General features: G+C 41.7%; 17 protein-coding genes and 1 tRNA gene. 10 read left to right on the forward strand and 8 right to left on the reverse strand.

Features of this window, described 5'->3' with window-relative positions; translation table 11 throughout:
- Positions 1–342: 342 nt before the first annotated feature.
- Together CYO89_RS02260 and CYO89_RS02265 are read right to left on the reverse strand one after the other, a co-directional pair.
- Positions 343–5,055 carry a retention module-containing protein gene (locus tag CYO89_RS02260; protein WP_103597001.1) on the reverse strand — a complete coding sequence of 1,571 codons (4,713 nt, stop codon included), beginning with the start codon at positions 5,053–5,055 and terminating at the stop codon, positions 343–345.
- An 86-nt stretch (positions 5,056–5,141) separates the two neighbouring features.
- Positions 5,142–5,516, reverse strand: a complete 375-nt coding sequence (locus CYO89_RS02265; RefSeq protein ID WP_103597002.1) for a RidA family protein — start codon at positions 5,514–5,516, stop codon at positions 5,142–5,144.
- Positions 5,517–5,610: 94 nt separating this feature from the next.
- On the opposite strand from CYO89_RS02265, the gene CYO89_RS02270 reads away from it, so the two are divergent.
- A complete protein-coding gene (locus CYO89_RS02270) occupies positions 5,611–6,084 on the forward strand; it encodes a hypothetical protein (protein ID WP_002942954.1) in 474 nt (157 codons plus the stop codon).
- Here CYO89_RS02270 and CYO89_RS02275 read toward each other — a convergent pair.
- From CYO89_RS02275 to CYO89_RS02285, 3 genes are read right to left on the reverse strand one after another with little or no spacing between them, the layout of a single operon-like run.
- A complete protein-coding gene (locus tag CYO89_RS02275) occupies positions 6,062–6,601 on the reverse strand; it encodes an L-cystine-binding protein TcyA (RefSeq protein WP_103597003.1) in 540 nt (179 codons plus the stop codon). The genes CYO89_RS02270 and CYO89_RS02275 overlap by 23 nt on opposite strands.
- 42 nt (positions 6,602–6,643) lie before the next feature.
- Positions 6,644–7,204, reverse strand: a complete 561-nt coding sequence (locus CYO89_RS02280; RefSeq protein ID WP_002942950.1) for a Fe-S-containing hydro-lyase — start codon at positions 7,202–7,204, stop codon at positions 6,644–6,646.
- Between the two features lie 9 nt (positions 7,205–7,213).
- Positions 7,214–8,059 (reverse strand): fumarate hydratase, encoded by an 846-nt coding sequence (locus tag CYO89_RS02285; RefSeq protein WP_103597004.1) that lies wholly within the window; start codon positions 8,057–8,059, stop codon positions 7,214–7,216.
- Positions 8,060–8,217: 158 nt separating this feature from the next.
- Here CYO89_RS02285 and CYO89_RS02290 point away from each other — a divergent pair, with 158 nt between their 5' ends.
- The 3 genes from CYO89_RS02290 to CYO89_RS02300 are packed head-to-tail and all read left to right on the forward strand — an operon-like array spanning position 8,218 to position 10,330.
- Positions 8,218–8,781 carry a LemA family protein gene (locus CYO89_RS02290; RefSeq protein ID WP_103559189.1) on the forward strand — a complete coding sequence of 188 codons (564 nt, stop codon included), beginning with the start codon at positions 8,218–8,220 and terminating at the stop codon, positions 8,779–8,781.
- 10 nt (positions 8,782–8,791) lie between these two features.
- Entirely contained in the window at positions 8,792–9,682 is an 891-nt protein-coding gene (locus CYO89_RS02295) for a DUF3137 domain-containing protein (RefSeq protein WP_103589852.1), read from the forward strand.
- A complete protein-coding gene (locus CYO89_RS02300; protein WP_103597005.1) occupies positions 9,683–10,330 on the forward strand; it encodes a sugar transporter in 648 nt (215 codons plus the stop codon).
- A gap of 453 nt (positions 10,331–10,783) precedes the next feature.
- On the opposite strand, the gene CYO89_RS02305 is transcribed toward CYO89_RS02300, so the two are convergent.
- A complete protein-coding gene (locus CYO89_RS02305; protein WP_103573059.1) occupies positions 10,784–12,124 on the reverse strand; it encodes a hemolysin family protein in 1,341 nt (446 codons plus the stop codon).
- Between the two features lie 170 nt (positions 12,125–12,294).
- On the opposite strand from CYO89_RS02305, the gene CYO89_RS02310 reads away from it, so the two are divergent.
- Complete coding sequence (locus CYO89_RS02310; RefSeq protein WP_103573058.1) at positions 12,295–13,608, forward strand: sodium-dependent transporter; 1,314 nt, start codon at positions 12,295–12,297, stop codon at positions 13,606–13,608.
- A gap of 39 nt (positions 13,609–13,647) precedes the next feature.
- On the opposite strand, the gene CYO89_RS02315 is transcribed toward CYO89_RS02310, so the two are convergent.
- Positions 13,648–14,094 (reverse strand): DUF411 domain-containing protein, encoded by a 447-nt coding sequence (locus CYO89_RS02315; protein WP_021090169.1) that lies wholly within the window; start codon positions 14,092–14,094, stop codon positions 13,648–13,650.
- Positions 14,095–14,203: 109 nt separating this feature from the next.
- On the opposite strand from CYO89_RS02315, the gene CYO89_RS02320 reads away from it, so the two are divergent.
- From CYO89_RS02320 to CYO89_RS02340, 5 genes are all read left to right on the forward strand, one after another.
- Positions 14,204–15,172 (forward strand): putative transporter, encoded by a 969-nt coding sequence (locus CYO89_RS02320; protein WP_103573056.1) that lies wholly within the window; start codon positions 14,204–14,206, stop codon positions 15,170–15,172.
- 765 nt (positions 15,173–15,937) lie between these two features.
- Entirely contained in the window at positions 15,938–16,741 is an 804-nt protein-coding gene (locus tag CYO89_RS02325; RefSeq protein WP_103597006.1) for a M48 family metallopeptidase, read from the forward strand.
- Positions 16,742–16,743: 2 nt separating this feature from the next.
- Positions 16,744–17,226, forward strand: a complete 483-nt coding sequence (locus CYO89_RS02330; protein WP_103575473.1) for a GNAT family N-acetyltransferase — start codon at positions 16,744–16,746, stop codon at positions 17,224–17,226.
- A gap of 43 nt (positions 17,227–17,269) precedes the next feature.
- Positions 17,270–17,357 (forward strand) — tRNA-Ser (locus tag CYO89_RS02335).
- 58 nt (positions 17,358–17,415) lie between these two features.
- On the forward strand, positions 17,416–18,990 hold the full coding sequence (locus CYO89_RS02340) for a Na+/H+ antiporter (RefSeq protein WP_103597007.1): 1,575 nt from the start codon (positions 17,416–17,418) through the stop codon (positions 18,988–18,990).
- Here CYO89_RS02340 and CYO89_RS02345 read toward each other — a convergent pair.
- Positions 18,987–19,499, reverse strand: coding sequence for a chemotaxis protein (locus CYO89_RS02345; RefSeq protein WP_103597008.1), 513 nt, complete (start codon positions 19,497–19,499; stop codon positions 18,987–18,989). The two genes, CYO89_RS02340 and CYO89_RS02345, sit on opposite strands and share 4 nt — an antisense overlap.
- Between the last annotated feature and the right edge of the window lie 94 nt (positions 19,500–19,593).

Below are 19,593 nucleotides of genomic sequence, written 5' to 3' on the forward strand. Positions count from 1 at the left end.
AAAAAACTTTTAGTTTTTATATTAGTTTGTCTAATCTATTATTTAATCATAATAGACTGGCTCAATCGATCACTTGTTTAGATTTCAAAGATTGACTAATAGTTTAACAATTGTAAGTTAAAAGAACAACGATAAAAAGAAAAGGCTTTATTAACGGTGAAGTTAAAGGTGGTTTCTCGTTTCGTGAGCTGGAATTATATATGAGGGATGCTTAAAAATAGTTGAAATAATTGCAAAATATTTTATAAATTTAAATTTTATTTTGAGGTATAAATTTGGAGAGCTTCCTTGCCCTCCGTCTGTTTTATTGCTAGCACTCTGATAGCAAATTTACATCTATAATTACATAGGCTGTGTTACTTCATCCTTGATCTCTACAGTAACAGTTGTTCCGCTAGTATCATTTGTATATGCGGTATAGCCGTCAGTTGATGCACCCTTTTGCCAACCAGTATCTTTAAATTCTACTTTATCTCCAGCATCAGCTGTTATTTTTAGAGTATTATCACCATCTGTTAAGCTTATAACATCACTTAGTTTTACGCTTAAAGTAGTATTTTGGCTCTTGTTAGAGATATTAATCTCCTCAAAGTTATGTGCATGATCTGCGATGCTATCTAAATTTATAGATGTTCCTGGATTAGTGATAGCTAATTTGTCATAACCAGTGCCACCATCTATATCATTACCTTGCATATCTGACTTTGCAATCGTTAATGAGTCATCGCCTGCGCCTAGCTTTATAGTAGAGTAATGGATATAGTTGCCAACTTTGATGGTGTCGTTTCCACTTCCAGCTTCTACAGTACTATGATCTATATTTGTTCCAACTGTTAATGTATTGTTGCCATCGCCCAAATTTATATAAGAGCGATTTGTTATATATCCATCGACTTTGACGTTGTCATAACCATCTCCAGCAATTACTGATGCTCTATCGATATTTGTCTCTACTTTTAAGATATTATCTCCATCTCCTAAATTTAGTTTTGAGTCTTCTACCATGTCACCCCAAACACCGCCACTCTTATGCACCGTTACTATATCGTCACCATCGCCTAGTTTCACATCTGCTCTATGAGTGAATGTTTTAACATCTAGCTCTACTGCTTTACCTTGTGCTTCGATATTAACAGCACTTGCGCTTTTTGGATTGTCATCAAGTAACAAGCCTGTTCTATTTGTGCCATAAATAGCGCTAGCATTTATATGAGTAGGTGCATCACTAAAGTCAAAGACTATATCATCTTTGCCTGTTGATCCTTTGTTACCAGCAGCGTCTGTTAGATATGCCCAAGCTTCAAAAACTTTACCATCAGAATCCTTGCCAAAAGGAATATGTTCCCATGTTCCTTGAATCATATTTTGTTTTACAAAGCCTACATAGCCTTTTGCTATATCTTCGGCTTTTATAGTATAAGTTAGCTCACCAGTAGCACCTGGTCCACCCCACATATAGTGCATAACGTCACCAACTTTAACCGTGCCGTCGTTTGGAAGATATGCTTTCCAAGCTATACGTCCTGCGTGTTCAGGATTTAAATTCTCACTCCAGCTAAATTTACCATCATTGTTGAGATCATCTATCCATTCGACTTTTAAATTTGTCACTTTCGTATCAACAGTTATGGTTACTGGAGCAGCCTCGGCTGTGTTGCCAGCTTTGTCAGTAGTTTTTACTTTAAGCTCATGCTCGCCGTCGCTAAGCGGAGTGCTTACTTCAAATTTCCAAGAACCATCACCTTTTGCCTCTACTTGACCGATCTTGTTTGTACCATCAAAGATCTCTACAGTTGAGCCAGCCTCTGCCTTGCCTGATAGGGTTGGTGTGTTGTCATTTGTTAGGCCTTTTAGTGTTTTGCCATCAACTGTTACATCATTGCCCTTGACATTGCCATTTACGACGCCACCTGCAACATCATCAGTAACGCTATCAAATGTAACCTTAGTGCCTGTATCTACTGTTATAGTAGCTGGGTCAGAGGCCTTGATCGCATTTGTGGCTGGAGATGAAGCCGTGATACTATGAGCGCCTTCACCAAGCGGAGTGGCCGGAGTGATAGACCAGTTGCCAAATTTATCAGTTGTTGTGCTACCTATCTTAGTCGTGCCATCATATAGCTCTACTACTGAGTTAGGGTCCGCCTTGCCGTTAAATGTCGGAGTGCTGTCGTTTGTTAGTCCTTTTTTAGTTACGCCATTTACTACTACGTCATTATCTTTGACATTGCCGTGATCTACACCACCTGCAACATCATCGATCACCTCTGTGATAGTTACAACATTTACGTTCGCTAAGAATGCATAACCTGTATTGCTTCCACTATCGTTACCATTTAGGTTAAGGTGGTCTGTGATAGTAGCATCAACACCAGTTGCATGTACATAATCTGACTTCACAACGCCATTTTCATACATATTATATAGTGGCACGCCAGTTATTTCGATAGCATTGTTATTTAGTGCTGGGATGCCTGCATGTGTGACATTGCCAGCTGCATCGACTTCGTCAAAAGTCACAGTGCCGTCAGCTGCTTTGTGAATGATAAATGCCTTAACAAATGTTGGCTCTGGGTTATTTGCTGGATATTGTTTTACACCAGTGTCAGCATAAATTTTGTTATAGTCAGTTACAGCAACTGTTAGTTTATCGCCGTCTGAGAACACTTTTGGCAATGTTATGCGAGCTGTAGTGTGGCTGATATCACCGTCCTTTATAGCGTCAGCTACGCTTATACCAGCATTTAGTGCGCCCGAGCCACTTCCTGAAACACTTGGATCATAAACTTTGTTGCCTTCTATAAATTCTATCTTCGGAGCCTCCATGCCATCTCTAGATATCCATGTATTTCCATTAGACTGCTCTGCACGGTCATCACCTTTTATACTCACCTCTATACCACGTGAGTGTGTACCATTCATGCTGGCTGTTGGCATATCAGCTATATCTATACCAAATTTCTCGCCAGCACCATTTGTAGATGTAAGACCAGCTTTTATAGGTGTCTTATCAGTCGCTGAAGTGATCTGATCAACCGTCATAGAGCCATCAGCTGCTTTATGAACTAAGAAATACTTATAAGCAGTAGTATCTGTGCCACCTGTTTTTGCAAGAGAGGCTGCATCTGGTCCATATCCATATTTTACAGTTACTACATCGCCATCTTGAACATTCTCAGGTAGTGAGATGCGTGCTGTGGTGTGGTTGATATCACCATCTAGCATAGCTGTATTTCTATTTTGATTTGTTATTTGATCTGATTTTTCATTTAGAACATTGCCATGCTCATCAAGCTCAACAAATTTAACTTCAGCCTTACCAACATTTTCAAATTTAACACTTGAAGTAGCTTTAAGGGTTGTGCCTTCTAGCTCAGCTGTGATACTAGCTGCATTTCCGAGGGCTGTTTGATAGTGGTTATAGTCGTAGCTAACCTTTATGCCATTATCGCCGTCAAATACATTGTTTCCTTTTGTATCTATAACGCTTGTAATATTGCCACTAGCATCTTTATGAACTGTGTAATAGTCATTTATGCCAGTGCCTATGACATGTATCTTGCTGCCGTCCTTTGCAAGGTTTGGTATGCCGATAGTTGCAGTAGCTTTTGCGCCATCCTCAGCATAGTTCTCGCCTCTTGTGATAGTGCCGTTACCATCTGCATCATCATTAAATTTGATAGTAAATTTATCTGGAGCAGTAGTCTCGCCTGTGGCTGTGTTGCCAGCGCCATCAGTAGCCTTTGCAGTCACTGGAGTGTTGTCTTTTGTCGCATTGTCGCTGATAGTGACCTTGCCACTATGTGGATCAAGCTTGAAAGCACCTGTTGGAGCTGTCGTCTTGCCAGGAGTGCTATCTACGACCCAGCCAGCGCTTGGGTTTTTGACTACGGTGATTGTTTGCGTGTTGCCGCCATTATCTGTGTATGAAATTTCAACCTTTGTCGCGTCATTGTCGTGAGGCACCACATCAACTGTGCCGTCAGCCTTTGGAGTGAGATCTACTTGCGGCGGCACAACGTCTGATACTGGAGTAGTAACTGGTGTACCATTGCCTGCATCATCTTTTGGAGTAACTTTTACCTCAGTACCTGGTTTTAGTGGTTCATTATTTGGTGTAGGAACACTAAATGTACCATCAGGATTTACTGGAACTGTAACTGGGGTATGACCAGGAATTTCAACAATTACAGTGGTATTTGGATCAGGATTTGGAACCTTACCAGTTACTACTGTTGAAGTATTGTTAATTGGATCTAGAGTTACTGTTGGGATAGTTACGTCTGATACTGGAGTAGTAACTGGTGTACCATTGCCTGCATCATCTTTTGGAGTAACTTTTACCTCAGTACCTGGTTTTAGTGGTTCATTATTTGGTGTAGGAACACTAAATGTACCATCAGGATTTACTGGAACTGTAACTGGGGTATGACCAGGAATTTCAACAATTACAGTGGTATTTGGATCAGGATTTGGAACCTTACCAGTTACTACTGTTGAAGTATTGTTAATTGGATCTAGAGTTACTGTTGGGATAGTAGTATCTACAAAACCAGCGTCACCACCAGCATTATCGGCTGCGCCGCTTACGCCGCCTATCCTCTCGGCACCTCTTGCGCTGTTTAGATCGCCTATTGAGCGGAAATTTTCACTGATATTTGAGTAGTGACCACCCTCATCAAACGACGCTGCACCAAGGCTAACGCCATCTCCACCACCAGCTGCGGCTGCGTTACCACCAGCGGCAGTCTCCTCTAGTTTTGTTAGATCCTCGCCGTTTAACAACGCTTTTTGCAAGTCACTAACATCTGCTACGGTATTTGGTTTTTCTCCTGCGGCTACATTTTCGTCAAGCTTTAACGACTCATCACCCAAGATGGTGACGTCTTTGCCATTGTCCATTGAAACTACGGCTTTAGAAGAAGCTGAAGAGGTCTTTACAACCTCCCCAAGATATAAAGCGTCGCCAACTTTTAAAACGCGGCTAACACCATTTTGATCTACAGCTACCACTAAGCCTGAGATTTGTTTGATTACTCCTACTTGAGTTTGCATGTCTATCCTTATCGTAAAATAAATTTTACGTAATTTTAAGACATTTTAATCCTCTTTGTATATTGTACTTTGGTACAGTTGTGACATTATTGTGCTGCGATAACCTCAATTTCTACGAGTGCATCTTTTGGCAAAGTCTTCACAGCCACCGTGCTTCTAGCTGGATATGGCTCTTTGAAAAATTTAGCGTATGTGACATTTACTTTAGCAAAATCTGCCATATCTGCTAAAAAGATCGTAGTCTTTACGACATTATCAAAACTAAGTCCAGCCTCAGCCAAAATGTTTTGTAAATTTGTAAGTGACTGCTCGGCCTGAGCCTCTACATTGCTACCTGCAAACTCACCTGCTGGTGTGACGCCAAGCTGACCTGAGATAAATAAAAATCCATTCGCGCTAATCGCCTGAGAATATGGTCCGATCGCTTGTGGAGCGTTTTTTGTTGAAATTTGTTTTTTCATATCTTCTCCTTTGAAATTTGGCAAAATCCTACTATAAATTTCTAAATTTTTAGGCACCAAAGGCTATAATGAGCAAAATTTCAAAAGGACAAAGATGCAAATAACCCTTGCACCAAACGAATTTTTAGATGACTACGTACTTGGTGCGCAGCTTGCCAAAAACGCGGGCATCTCATCAAACGCCTACCTCTTTTGGAAAAATGCGATCAGCGCTAAATTTGAAAACTCACGCATCGTTTTTCTTAGAAAAAAGAGTGTCCCAGAGAAATTTGCAAGCGCTTTGCAAGCTTGCACGCCCTTAAATGGCCTCGTGCCAACTGGCGTTTTTTGCTCATTTACCTCGCTCGCCCCATCCCACCTCGTGGCGAAAAATGGCTCAAAAATTTATGAACTTTTTGAATTTCATGAAATTTGCGGTATCAAATTTTTAAATTTAAAGAAATTTTATGATGATTTCAAGCTTAGCTACTCGTATAGAATTTATATAGAAAAGTGCAAATTTTTCTCGCCAGCGCCCTTTGAAAAGCGTATAAAACTGACTGAGACTATGTGTCTTGGCTACTACTAGCCACCTCGAAAACGATTAGCGCCTCAGTTTTGTAGCCCCCTATCCTATCTTTATATAGCAAAATTTCATCGTTTTCTCTTTTGGCGTAAATTTTAATGTGAGCGGAGTTTGTACTCTCATCGTAGTCTTCGTATATAAATTTAAACTCCTCGCTACCTGGCGTGACAAACTGCAGCGCCTGAAACGAAACAGCAAGCACTATCTCCTCACTAATGCCACTTGCTCTAAATTTATCAGCCAGCTTCACTACAAACGACCCCACGTCGCTAAAATACTCCTCACGGCTTTCATACTCGCTTTCAAAAACTACTATCTCATTTAACGACCACTCATTTTGCGTCTTGTTTTGCTCAAATTTCTGCCTTTTTCTTATAGCAGCTTTTAAAAATATCCCTTGCGGTTTTGAGATAAAGCCCTCGTTTAAAATTTGCTTTAGTTTTAAATTTACTAGCTCGCTTTTGGTTTTGGTAAAAAATTTAAGTAGTGGCTTTGCTTGATCGTTGCAAAAAGTTTTCATTTTGGGGTAAATTCCGCTAGCCCCAAAGCTAGCGGATCAGATTTAGATTTTTTTGTAAGGTGCTTGACCGACTTCGTAGAAGTTATTGCCCTCGCAGTCGATAGCGACTATCGCTGGGAAGTCCTCTACTGTGAGCCTTGCGACTGCCTCTGGTCCTAGCTCTGGATAGGCTAGTACTTCATATTTTTTGATACTTTGGCTAATGACCGCTCCGATACCGCCGATAGCGACCATATAAACACAGCATGATTTTTTCATCGCATCAACTACTGCATCATTGCGATATCCCTTGCCGATCATGCCATTTATGCCAACTTCGTTTATCATAGTTGGTGTGTATTTGTCCATTCTGCCGCTTGTTGTTGGGCCTGCTGCGCCGATAGCTTGGTTTGGTTTAGCTGGTGTTGGTCCGACGTAGTAGATAGTCTCGCCCTTTAGCTCAACTGGCAACTTCTCACCACGTGCTAAAGCCTCTGTTAGTGCCTTGTGAGCGGCGTCACGAGCAGCGATGATAGTGCCTGAGATTAGGACATTGTCGCCTGCTTTTAGGCTTTTTACCACCTCTTTATCAAATGGTGCTGTTATTCTTTTTACTTCTGACATGTTATCTCCTTAAAGCTCGGCGTCTGCGTGGCGTGCAGCGTGGCAGTTGATATTTATGGCTACTGGTAGGCCTGCGATGTGAGTTGGATACCACTCGACATTTACTTTTATAGCAGTTGTATCGCCACCAAGCCCTTGAGGTCCGACGCCTGTTTTGCTAGCAAGCTCAAGAAGCTCATCTTCGAGTTTTGCATATCTAGCATCGGCATTTTTGCTATCTACTGGACGAACTGCGGCTTGTTTGGCTAGAAGTGCAGCTTTGTCCATAGTGCCGCCTATGCCAACGCCTATTGTCATTGGAGGGCAAGCGTTTGGTCCAGCGTATTTTACAGCCTCTAAAAATACCTTTTTAACGCCCTCTATGCCATCAGCTGGCACAAGCATTTTTAGTATTGATTTGTTCTCACTACCAAAGCCCTTTGGAGCGACTTTTATCTTTAGCTTATCGCCTGGGACGATCCTAGTGTGGATGACTGCTGGAGTGTTGTTTGTGGTGTTTTTTCTCTCAAAAAGTGGCTCAGCAACGACTGATTTTCTAAGATAGCCCTCAGTGTAGCCTTTTGCAACACCTTCATTGATCGCATCTTCTATGTAACCGCCTTCTATATGCACATCCTGACCGATCTCGACAAAGACAACCGTCATGCCCGTATCTTGGCAAATAGGCGCAACGCCCTCCTCTGCTAGCTTGGCATTTTGTAAAATTTTGCCCAAGATATCCTTACCTAGAGATGAGCTCTCAGTGGTTTGTGCTTTTGTAAAAGCAGCCTTTAGATCTGGCGTAACGACGTAACAGGCTTGTTTGCAAAGCTTTGCAACAGTCTCTTTTATATCTTTTACGTTTATCGTTCTCATTTATCCTCCTCGTAAAAAACAATTTTTAATTATATAAATTATATGTAAAATTTAAGATTAAATTATAATATTAAATTTAATCACCAAACCTCGGTGTTTAAATACTCTTAAGCAACTTTGGATAAACTACAACAAACTTAAATTTCAAAGGAAAAGTTATGAATTCGTTAGTCATCGTGATACTTGTTATCGCAGTCATTTTTGTCTTTTTCATCAGCCTTTACAACTCGCTTGTTGCAAAGCAAAACCAGGTAAAAAGCGTGGAGGCTGGCATCGACGCACAGCTAAAAAGAAGATATGACCTCATACCAAATTTAGTAGCTACTGCAAAAGAGTACATGGTGCATGAAAAGAGCCTACTAGAAAACATCACTGCCCTTAGAGAGAGTGCTAGAAGCGCCTCTACAAATGAGGAGAAATTTGAGCTAAATAACAAAATTTCAGGCTTGCTAAATGGTTTAAGAGTGAGCGTAGAAAACTACCCAGACCTAAAAGCAAATCAAAATTTACTTCACATCCAAAGCACGCTAAACGAGGTCGAAGAGCAAATTTCAGCTGCCAGACGTGCTTACAACTCAGCTGTTGAAATTTACAACAACGCCACACAGATGTTTCCTTCAAACATCGTAGCTTCAATGTTTGGCTTTCACAAAGATGTGTTTTTTGATATCCCTGAAAATGAAGCAGCTGCTCCAAACGTCGGTGATCTTTTCAAAAAATAAGGCATAAAAAATGCAAGCAGACGAACTAAAAGGCATCGATCTAAGCGACCTTGACGAGCTTGAAAAAGAGCGTCTTGCCATGGGGCAAAAAGCCTTTAAAATGATCGTTTATGGCTTTCTTGGCATCATAGTTGTAAGTGGTTTTTTGGCATCACTGCACCTTGGAAATTTATTTTTCTTTTTGCTAATCGGCGGAGTTTTTTATCTTGGCAAGACGATAAATGGGCTAAAAAACGAGCTTATAGCAAAATTTAAACAAAAAGTAGTTGGCGTCATCGTAAAAAACTATGGTCTAAATTTCAGTGCAAATGGCGGACTAAGTTTGAATGATTTTTATAAAATTTATGACGCTGATGTAAATAGACACTACGCAGAGGATATGATCTACGGACAGATCGATGAGACGCAGTTTAAGCTTTGCGATTTTTATGCGGCAAAAGAGACACAAGGCGAGAAACGAACCACTACAACGGTAAAATTTCAAGGCATTTTGCTAAAGGCTGAGTTTAAAAAAGAGCTAAACGCCACGATCTATGTCTGCGATAAAAAGCGAACTTCTGATCTAAGAAGCGATGGCGAGCAAGCGATGATGGATAATCCTAAATTTAATGAGCTTTTTAAGACCTTCACGACTGATCAGATCGCAGCCAGATACGCTCTGACGCCAAAGCTGATGGAAAATTTAACCACTCTAAGAACTAAATTTAACGCCCCACTCTCGGCAGTGTTTTTAAAAAATGAAATTTTTATCGCGATCGATCTTAGAAAGGATAGCTTTGAGCCTGATCTTAAAAAGCCGATAAACAGCAACGAAAGCGTGCAAAACTACATCTCTAGCATCAGTGACTTTTCGCAGATCATGCAAGATTTAGAGCTAAATAAAAACATCTGGAAGAGCTAAATGCCAGATAAGACAAAACTCAAAGAGGGCGACATATTTTACGTCTATAATGATTACTACAAGAGATATTTCTTTGGCAAAATCTTAGTTGATATTAAAAACCGCCTTGTAAAGCGAGCGAATGAGGGCCTTCTTTGGCCGCTTGATTTTTTTAGTGACTGCTACTTGGTTGCTGTTTATAAAGATATAGCAGATACACCAGTGCTAAAAAGCCGTGAATTTATAATCCCAGGTAGCTTCATCTACAAAAGCAGTTTCAACCGCAAAAATAAAGATGCTATAAAGTGGGTCTATTATGATCACGAAGATATCAACTACAAAGAGCTAGAATTCCCAGAGTATATCGTAAGTAGCAATGATAAAATTTGCCTACAACGGGGAGAGCTTAGCATACCAACTGGCTTAACTCGCGCGCAATATGAGAATGAATTTAACATTACTGGCACCAAAACTGGCGGCATAAACTACTCAAATGCCCTGCTTTTACAAGGTTTGCCAGCGTATAAAAAGAGGATAGATTATAACGATCTTCGCCTTTTGCCAGAGCTTCGCAAAAAGCTCTATGAGATGATAGGAGAGGATCCAGACATGCCCTACTACGAGCTAGCATTAAAGCATGGCAAAGATCTAGCACGCTTTTATAAATGATAAAAAATAGATAAGCAAATTTGGCCACAAAAGGGCTATTAAGAGGCGTTTTAAAATTTAACAAAAGAATTTAGCTCTCTTGCTTCAGCCTAGATGAGCGCGATAGAGAAATTTATGACGAAATTTCGTGACGTCGCATCTACGAGCCAAGGCTAATAAACTTTAGTAAATTTAAATATCACAAGCAAGATCAGTCGCAGCTACTTTTGCAAGTGGATGATAAATTTAAAACTAGCAAGCTATTTTTAAAATTTATAACCAAATTTACAAAAAGCGGCGGTAACGTTTTAGAGAGCTATTTAAATAAGGTAGTGCCACTTTAAATTTTGTGGTTTTAGAAGTTAAATTTAAGGGCTTGTAGCCTTTAAAAAGCACAATGCCGCTTAAATTTGCCCTATTTTTTATGATTTGTGAGGTTAAATTTAATGGCAAAAAAGCCATTAAATTTATAAACTAAGCCTGAGCAGGCTCCTCTTCTTCTTTTATCTTTTTTCTAACTTTTACGCGTGAGATGCTAGCTCCATCCATCTTTCTCACCTCGTAGTAGCAGTTTTCATCCTCGATCTTGTCCCCAACTACTGGCAAACGACCGATAAGGTTAAAGACATATCCGCCGATCGTTACTTGATCGGTCTCTTCATCAAAGCTTATGCCAAGGACCTCTTCAACGCTCTCTAAGTCGTATCTGCCTTGAAATTCATAGATATTTTCATTTATCTTTTTATAGTGCTGATCGACCTCATCGTGCTCGTCGTTGAAGTCGCCAAGCACCTCCTCCATGATATCTTCCATCGTAAGAAGTCCAGCCGTGCCGCCATACTCATCAACGACAAGCGCAGCCGAAATTTGTTCCTTGTTCATCATCACAAGCACCTTTGAGATAGAAAGGCTCTCAGGCACGATGACAAATTTACGTACGATCGCGTCAAAGCTCTTCTCTTTTTCCTCGCTAAAGTGTAGCTGCAAGATATCTCTAATGTGTATCATGCCTAAAATGATATCTTTTGAGCCGTCTATATAAGGATAGCGAGTATATTTTGACTCAAAAACGACTTGTAAATTCTCTTCAAAGCTCTTTTGTTTATTTATACAGATCATATCGCGTCTTGGCGTCATGATCTCTTTTGCGACCGTGTCACTAAAATCAACTGCATTTTTGATAAGCTCAGTCTCAAAACTATCAAGCACACCGCCCTTTAAGCTCTCGCCAACGATGATCTTGATCTCCTCTTCAGAGTGTGCTAGCTCATTCTCTTTTGCTGGCTGGATGCCTAAAATTTTAAGTCCAGATGTAGCTAGGATGTCAAAAAGCTTTATGATAGGCGAAAATAGTATCCAGAAAAAGTGAAGCGGACGAGCGATTTTAAGCACTGCTGATTCTGATTTGGCTATGGCGACTGACTTTGGAACAAGCTCGCCCATAACGACGTGAAGTAGCGTGATAAGCGTAAATGCGATCGCAAAGCCGACTGTATGAACTAAGATATCGCTAAGGTTGAAAACATTTTTAAGTGGGGCTTCTATGAGCCTTGCGACTGCTGGCTCACCGATCCAACCAAGGGCGAGTGAGCTTAGCGTGATGCCAAGCTGAGTGGCGCTAAGATAGGTATCAAGCTTGTTTGACATCTCAAAAGCAAGCTGGGCGTTTGGCTTTTTCTCTTTGATAAGCTCTTCAAGTCTAGACTTGCGAACCTTGACAAGGGAAAATTCCGACAAAACAAAAAATGCGTTTAGTAAAATGAATATAATGGCAAGTATTACCATTAAAAGCGAGTTATCGCTACTGGGGTACAATTATGATCCTTAAGAGTTAAAAATTTTGGCTGATTATAGCGAATTTATATTTAGCGGTCAAATTAGCCACGCCCAAAAGTAACAACGTTTCTTAAATTTAAGATTTATAAAAAGTTCTTAAATCATATTTTGGTAACATTATTTTCATCACTAAATTTATGGATTTTACAATGAGCAAAAAGAATTTTTCATCACGCTGGGCGTTTATACTAGCCTCAGTTGGTTCAGCCGTTGGTATGGCAAATGTTTGGGGCTTTCCTTACAAGCTTGGCACAAATGGCGGTGGAGCATTTTTACTCATCTACATCTTTTTCGTAGCGCTTTTTTCTTACGTTGGCTTAAGCGCTGAGTATGCGATCGGTAGGCGAGCAAAGACTGGCACGCTAGGATCATATAAATTTGCTTGGCAAAGTAGAAATTTAGGCGTCATCGGAAGTATCATCGGCTGGCTTCCACTTGCTGGCTCACTTTGCATAGCCATTGGCTACGCTGTCATCATCGCTTACGTGCTAAAGGCCCTTACTCAGGCGCTTACTGGCTCATTTATGAGCGTTGATACAAATGTTTGGTTTAATTCATTTGCGCTTCATGAGTACTCAGTCCTGCCATATCACTTCATAGTCATTATTGGCACGCTTCTTACGCTATTTTTTGGAGCAAAAAGTATAGAAAAGACCAATAAAATAATGATGCCGCTATTTTTCGTGTTATTTGCCATTTTGGCTATAAATGTCGCGATGCTGCCAAACGCACTTGAGGGATATAAATTTCTATTTATCCCTGACTTTAGCAAGCTTGAAGATCCGATGGTATGGGTCACTGCGATGGGTCAAGCCTTTTTCTCGCTCTCTATCACGGGTTCTGGCATGATAGTTTATGGAGCATATCTTTCAAAAGATGAAGACATCGTAGAAAGCGCCAAAACTACGGCATTTTTTGATACGCTTGCAGCGCTTGTAGCAGCGCTTGTTATGATCCCAGCGGTCTTTGCCTACGCTATGGATCCAGCTGAGGGTCCAAAGCTACTTTTCGTAACGCTTCCTAAAATTTTACAAAATATGATCGGCGGTCAAATTTTTGCGATCATACTATTTACCGCGGTCATCTTTGGCGGTATCACCTCACTTCAAAATATGTTTGAGGTCGTGGCTGAGTCGCTTATGCATAAATTCCCGCGCCTTAGCAGATTTTGGGTGCTTGCTCTACTTTGCGTAGTTTGCTTTGGGGTTGGAGCATTTATGGAGCCTATTAGTAGCTGGGGGCCTTGGATGGACTTTGTCTCTATCTACATTATCCCAATCGGCGCAGTCATCGGCGCAATATCTTGGTTTTGGATCATTAAAAAAGAAGAAATTTTAGACGAGGTAAATTCAGGAGCAAATAAAACTTACGGCTCATTTTGGTATTTTGTGGGTAAATTTATCTATGTGCCAATAGCCTTTTTGCTCTGCATCATCGCCATTAGCAAGGGAATTTCTTTTTAACTTAGCCCATCAAAAGACGAGCTAAGTCTAAATTTGAAGTTATTTTAGCTTTTTAGAGCCGATGTAAGTAGCAAAGACCTCTTGCGAGCCATCTTTTTTAAAGAGTATGACGTCGTATTGCTCGGCTTTGCCGCCTTGCTCCATGCCCTGACTCTCCATAGGCATGCCAGGCACTGCGATACCAACGACATCTTTTGGTTTAAGCTCAAGCAGGCGCTTGACCTCATCTGCTGGCACGTGACCCTCGATAACATAGCCATCAACGATAGCTGTGTGGCAGCTTGAAAGCTCTAGTGGCACGTGAAATTCTTTTTTGACCTTGACCATGTCATCTACTTTTATGGTCTCTTCGCTAAAGCCAGCCTTTTGCATAGCATTGGCCCAGTTGCCACAACAACCGCAAGTTGGGCTTTTATAGACCTTCATATCGGCCGCAAGCGCCAAGGTCGCACAAAGACTAAGAGCTAAAAATGCAAATTTCTTCATCATTTTCCTTTACGTTAAAATTTCCAAAATGATATAGTTTGGGTTTAAATTTTATATAAATGCTTAAACCTTGCCTGCTATAATTTCCAAAATTTACAAAAGGCACTTTATGTTTTCATCATTTTTCAAAGACAAAAAATGGGCGCTTTGGGCTTACGGCGGAGCGATGTTTATCATCTTGCTGCTTGTCTATCAAACGCACCTAAACGTCCGCATCAACGAGTGGTATAAAAATTTCTACGACATCATGCAAAACTCAAAGGATCACAAAGTAGATGAGTTTTGGCAAGGGATATTAAATTTCTTAAAGATCGCCATGCCATACGTCGTGACCTACACGGTGATATCGTTCTTTGCGAGCCACTGGGTCTTTCGCTGGAGGGAGGCGATGACCTTTAAGTATCTCAAATTTTGGCGAAACTGCCACAGCGACATCGAGGGCAGCTCGCAGCGTATCCAAGAGGATGTTTATCGCTTTGCTAAGATCATGGAGAGCCTTGGTGTGCAGGTTTTAAAGGCGTTTATGACGCTCATCGCCTTTATACCGGTGCTTTGGGAGCTAAGCAAGAGCGTGAGCCTGCCCTACATCAAAGACATCGAGGGATCGCTGGTTTATATCGCTCTGCTAATTAGCGTTGGAGGCCTCATCGTATCGTGGTTTGTAGGCATAAAGCTACCACATCTTGAGTATAACAACCAAAAAGCGGAGGCGGCGTTTAGAAAAGAGCTAGTTTATGGCGAGGATGATAAGGTCAAATTTTGCCAGCCAAACGTCATGCTAGAGCTTTTTACAGGGGTCAAGCTAAACTACTATAAACTCTTTTTGCACTATGGCTACTTCAACCTTTGGCTCATCTCGTTTTCGCAAATTTTAGTCATCGTGCCTTACATCATCATGGGTAATGGCCTATTTAGCGGTGTCATCACACTTGGTGTTTTGATCCAAGCTAGCAACGCTTTCTCACAGGTCAGAGAGAGTTTTAGCGTCTTTATCGATAACTGGACGACGATAACGGAGCTAAGGTCGGTCAATAAGCGTTTGAGAGAATTTGAGAGAAATATAGACTATAAAGCGTAGTGGGTTAAATTTATATATCAAAAAACTCAGACAAATTTTAAAATTTCATGAACGAGTAGTTTCGGCTTTAAAACTTGAGCTAAGCGATAAGCGAAGCCAAATTTTAGTAGTCAATTCTTGCGAGTGAATGAAGTTTTAAATTTTACAAAGACAGCTTGATTGAATTTGTAAATTTCTTTTTATCCAAAAGGGAGACAAGGGGACTTGAATTACGGTCTGCTTGCAGTTGCGAGCTAGCGAAGCAAAGCCGTCCCCTTATCCCCCTTTTTAAATCCCCCGTCTGCTTGCAGTTACAAGACGAAGTCGAAGTAAAAACCCCTCGCACGTTCAAAGGGCATGCAAATGTGCTTCGCACTGCATGCGATCTATTATAGGACAAGTGTTTGACAAATTTTAAAATTTATGAGCGAGCATATCACGGCTCTAAATTTAGTGGTGAGTGACTACGAGACCTAAATTTAGTAGTCTGCTAAGGCGAGTGAGTAAGATTTTAAAATTTGTAAATTTACTTTGTCAAATCAGACAAGCGTCAGGCAAATTTTAAAATTTCATGAACGAGTAATTTCGGCTCTAAAATTTGAGCTAAGCGTTAAGCGAAGCCAAATTTTAGTAGTCAATTCTTGCGAGTGAATGAAAGTTTTAAAATTTGCAAAAATGGTAAATTTCTATTTTTGAAATCGCAAAATTTAAATTTCACCCCTCGTTTAACAATGCATATCCAACTCAAGCTATAATACGCCAAATTTTAATCCAAAAAGGATGAAAATGAAAAAAATTTTACTTACGTTATTAACAGCTAGCATGCTTATCACTGGCTGCACGAGCGTCACAAAGTCAGGCGTTGTGGGCGCAGATCGCAAGCAGTTCATGCTAGTATCTTCTGAAGCGATGGAGCAAAGCTCGGCTCAAGCTTATGTCAAGACGCTCACAGCTGCTAGAAGCAAGGGCGAGCTAAATGTCGATCCGATCCTCACAAAAAGGGTTCAAGATATTGCAAAAAGGCTGATCGCGCAAACTGGCGTTTTCAGAGACGACGCCCTAAAATGGAAGTGGCAAGTAAATGTCATAAACGAAGATACGCTAAATGCTTGGTGCATGCCAGGGGGCAGGATCGTCGTTTATAGCGGTATTATTAAAAAGCTAAATTTGACAGATGCGCAGCTAGCAGCGGTCATGGGTCACGAGATCGCCCACGCGCTTAGAGAGCACAGCAGGGAGCAAGCGAGCACCGACCAGCTCAAAAACATCGGCATCTTTGCAGTCGCAACCGCCACAGGACTTGGCGATCTTGGCGCAAGCGCTCTAAATTTAGCCAGCCAATACACCATCTCACTGCCATTTTCTCGCTCACACGAGACCGAGGCTGATCACATAGGCACCGAGCTAATGGCAAGAGCTGGATACGATCCAAAAGAGGCGGTCGAAGTTTGGGTTAAGATGAGCAAGATGAGCGGTGGCAAAGTGCCTGAAATTTTAAGCACTCACCCATCAAACGAGAGCAGGATCAAAGACCTAAAAGAGATCGTAGCAAAGCTTGAGCCGATCTATCAAGCAGCCAAAAAAGGTTAGACTTGATCGAGCGAGCAAATTTAAGCGACCTTGAAGCGATCACGCAAATTTATAACGACTACATCTTAGAAAGAAGTGCGACTGCTGATATGCGGCCAGTTAGCACAAAGGAGCGAGAGCCTTGGTTTAACGCCCACGGCGGCTCGCGCCCTATCTTTATCTACAAAGAAAATGATGAAATTTTAGGCTACTGCTCGCTAAGTGACTTTAACCCCAAGATCGCTTATGATATAAGCGTAGAGATAAGCATCTATGTCGCTAAAAAGGCTCTTAAAAAGGGTATCGGCAAGCAGCTTTTAGCCCACAGCCTAAATGAAGCTAGAGGGCTAAATTTAAAAAACATCATCGCGCTAATCTTTAGCAAAAACAAAGCGAGCCTTGGGCTGTTTTTGAAATTTGGCTTTGAAAAATGGGGCGAACTGCCTGGCGTTTGCCTGATGGATGGCGAGTATAAAGATGTCGTTATCTTGGGGCTAAAGCTCTAAAAGCCAAGCATTAAGCAAATAAAGATATAATCACTTTCTTCTTGGGTAGATGTCCGAGCGGTTTAAGGAGCACGCCTGGAACGCGTGTGTGGGGCAACTCACCGAGAGTTCGAATCTCTCTCTACCCGCCATAAATTTGACAAAATTTACTCTATTGCCCTAATACAAAAAGAAATTTAAAGGATCAAAATGATCGAACATTTACTGCTAGTTTTTGCACTGCTAGCTATCATCATCGCTTTAGTGATGGTCTCAAACCGCCTAAAGATCGCCTATCCAGTGCTATTAGTCCTTGGCGGTCTTGCCATTAGCTTTGTGCCAAATTTACCCACCGTCAGGATCGATCCAGAGCTTATTTTCATCATATTTTTACCGCCGCTTCTTTACGAGGCCGCATGGGCAAACTCGATAAAAGAGCTCTATAAATGGCGCCGAATGATTGGCAGTTTTGCATTTATCGTCGTTTTCATAAGCGCAGCAGCAGTTGCTTTGATAGCAAATTTAGTGATCCCTGGCTTCTCGCTCGCCCTTGGCTTCATGCTTGGCGCCATCGTCTCGCCACCAGATGCGGTGAGTACGGCTGCGATCCTTAAATTTGTCAAAGCACCGCGCAGGATCAGCGCTATTTTAGAAGGCGAGAGCCTTTTAAATGACGCCTCATCGCTCATCATCTTTCGCTTTGCCGCAGTTGCAGTGACGACTGGGCAGTTTATCTGGTACAAGGCGGCTGCGAGCTTTGTCTGGATGGTGGCTGGCGGTGTTTTGGTCGGTCTTGTGGTGGCGCTTGCGGCATATTTTTTACATAAAATTTTACCGACTGATGAAAACAGCGATACGATCATGACGATCACGACGCCTTATGTCATGTATATTTTGGCTGAGGAGCTTGGCGCGAGCGGCGTTTTGGCGGTGGTTTGCGGCGGACTTTACCTCTCGACAAAACGAAATAAAATTCTCACCGCTGCAACAATGATCCACGCTGTGCCCGTTTGGAACAATTCTATCTTCTTGCTAAACGGCCTTGCCTTTACCATGATCGGCCTTGATCTGCCTGAAATTTTAGCAGGGCTAAAGCGTAGCGGCGTCTCGCTGCTTGAGGCGCTATCTTACGGCGTTTTGGTGACTGCCGTGCTCATCGTCGTTCGCCTCATGGCATCATACGGAGCCGTTTATATCACGATGTTTATGAAGCGCTTTATCAGCGTGGCGGATGATCGCAATCCAGGCAAAGCGACGCCGTTTATAGTCGGTTGGGCGGGCATGAGGGGCGTAGTCTCGCTGGCTGCGGCACTCTCTATCCCCGCTATGGCCGGTAGCGAGCCGTTTCCGCATAGAGATCTCATCTTGTTTATCACCTTTGTCGTTATCTTGCTAACGCTCGTAGTTCAGGGACTAACTCTGCCGCTACTTATAAAAAGCGCGAAATTTCCAGACTTTAACGACCACATGCCAAACGAGCTAGCCAGAATCAAGATAAAAAAGGCGATCGCCGAGGCTTCGCTTAAATTTCAAAGCGAGAAATTTTGCAATGAGGAGAATTTCTTGTTTCAGAAACTCAAAGAAGTTTGGAATTTCGAGCTTTCAAATGAAAATTTCGAGATCAGCGACGAGGTCAGGCAGACCTATTTTGAGATCCTAAATGAGCAGCGAAAGGCGCTACTTGAGCTAAACAAAGACCCAAAAATCGACGAAGAGATCATCAGGACCTTTTTGTATCGCATCGACCTTGAGGAGCAAAGGTGGCAGCCATATAGCGAGCATTAAAATTTTCTTCCAACATTGCAACTTACCGCACCGCAAAATCTCTTGCCAAATTTGGCCTCGACGATGAGCACAAGCACGAAAAATATCTTCTCATCGTTTAGCCGTGCGATCTGGCGCAGGGTCTGGCTGGCGTTATTAAATTTAACATCATTTTCGCGCAAACTCTTGCAAAACTCAGTCTCGTCAAAGCCAAGCATACGTGAAATTTCACTGATAGTGTAAGGCTCAAGCGAGGCGATGATGCGGTCCATGTTGCATATAGTTGGATTTTTGCGGTGCGTGGTGACGTCGATTATCTCATTTACGAGCTTTACTAGCTTTCTTCTGCGGTTAAAAAGGTGCAAGATCACGGCACAAACGATCAAAGCTCCTGCAAATTTATGCGCGCTCATCATCCACTCACTATAATCACCCATGGCGAAATTTAGCCCAGTAAATGCAAGCAGGCAGATCCCACAAGCAAGAGCGCAAACAAGACAAAATTTATATATCACTTCCACTTTAAGCAATGCAAATTCCTTAGTTTTTTGAAATTATACACCTACTATGCAAAAAATGAAGAGCGCCAACTAGAAATTTAGCTGGCGCGTTAGAGTAAATTTA

This window comes from Campylobacter concisus (genome assembly GCF_002913765.1).
Lineage (GTDB): Bacteria > Campylobacterota > Campylobacteria > Campylobacterales > Campylobacteraceae > Campylobacter_A > Campylobacter_A concisus_BB.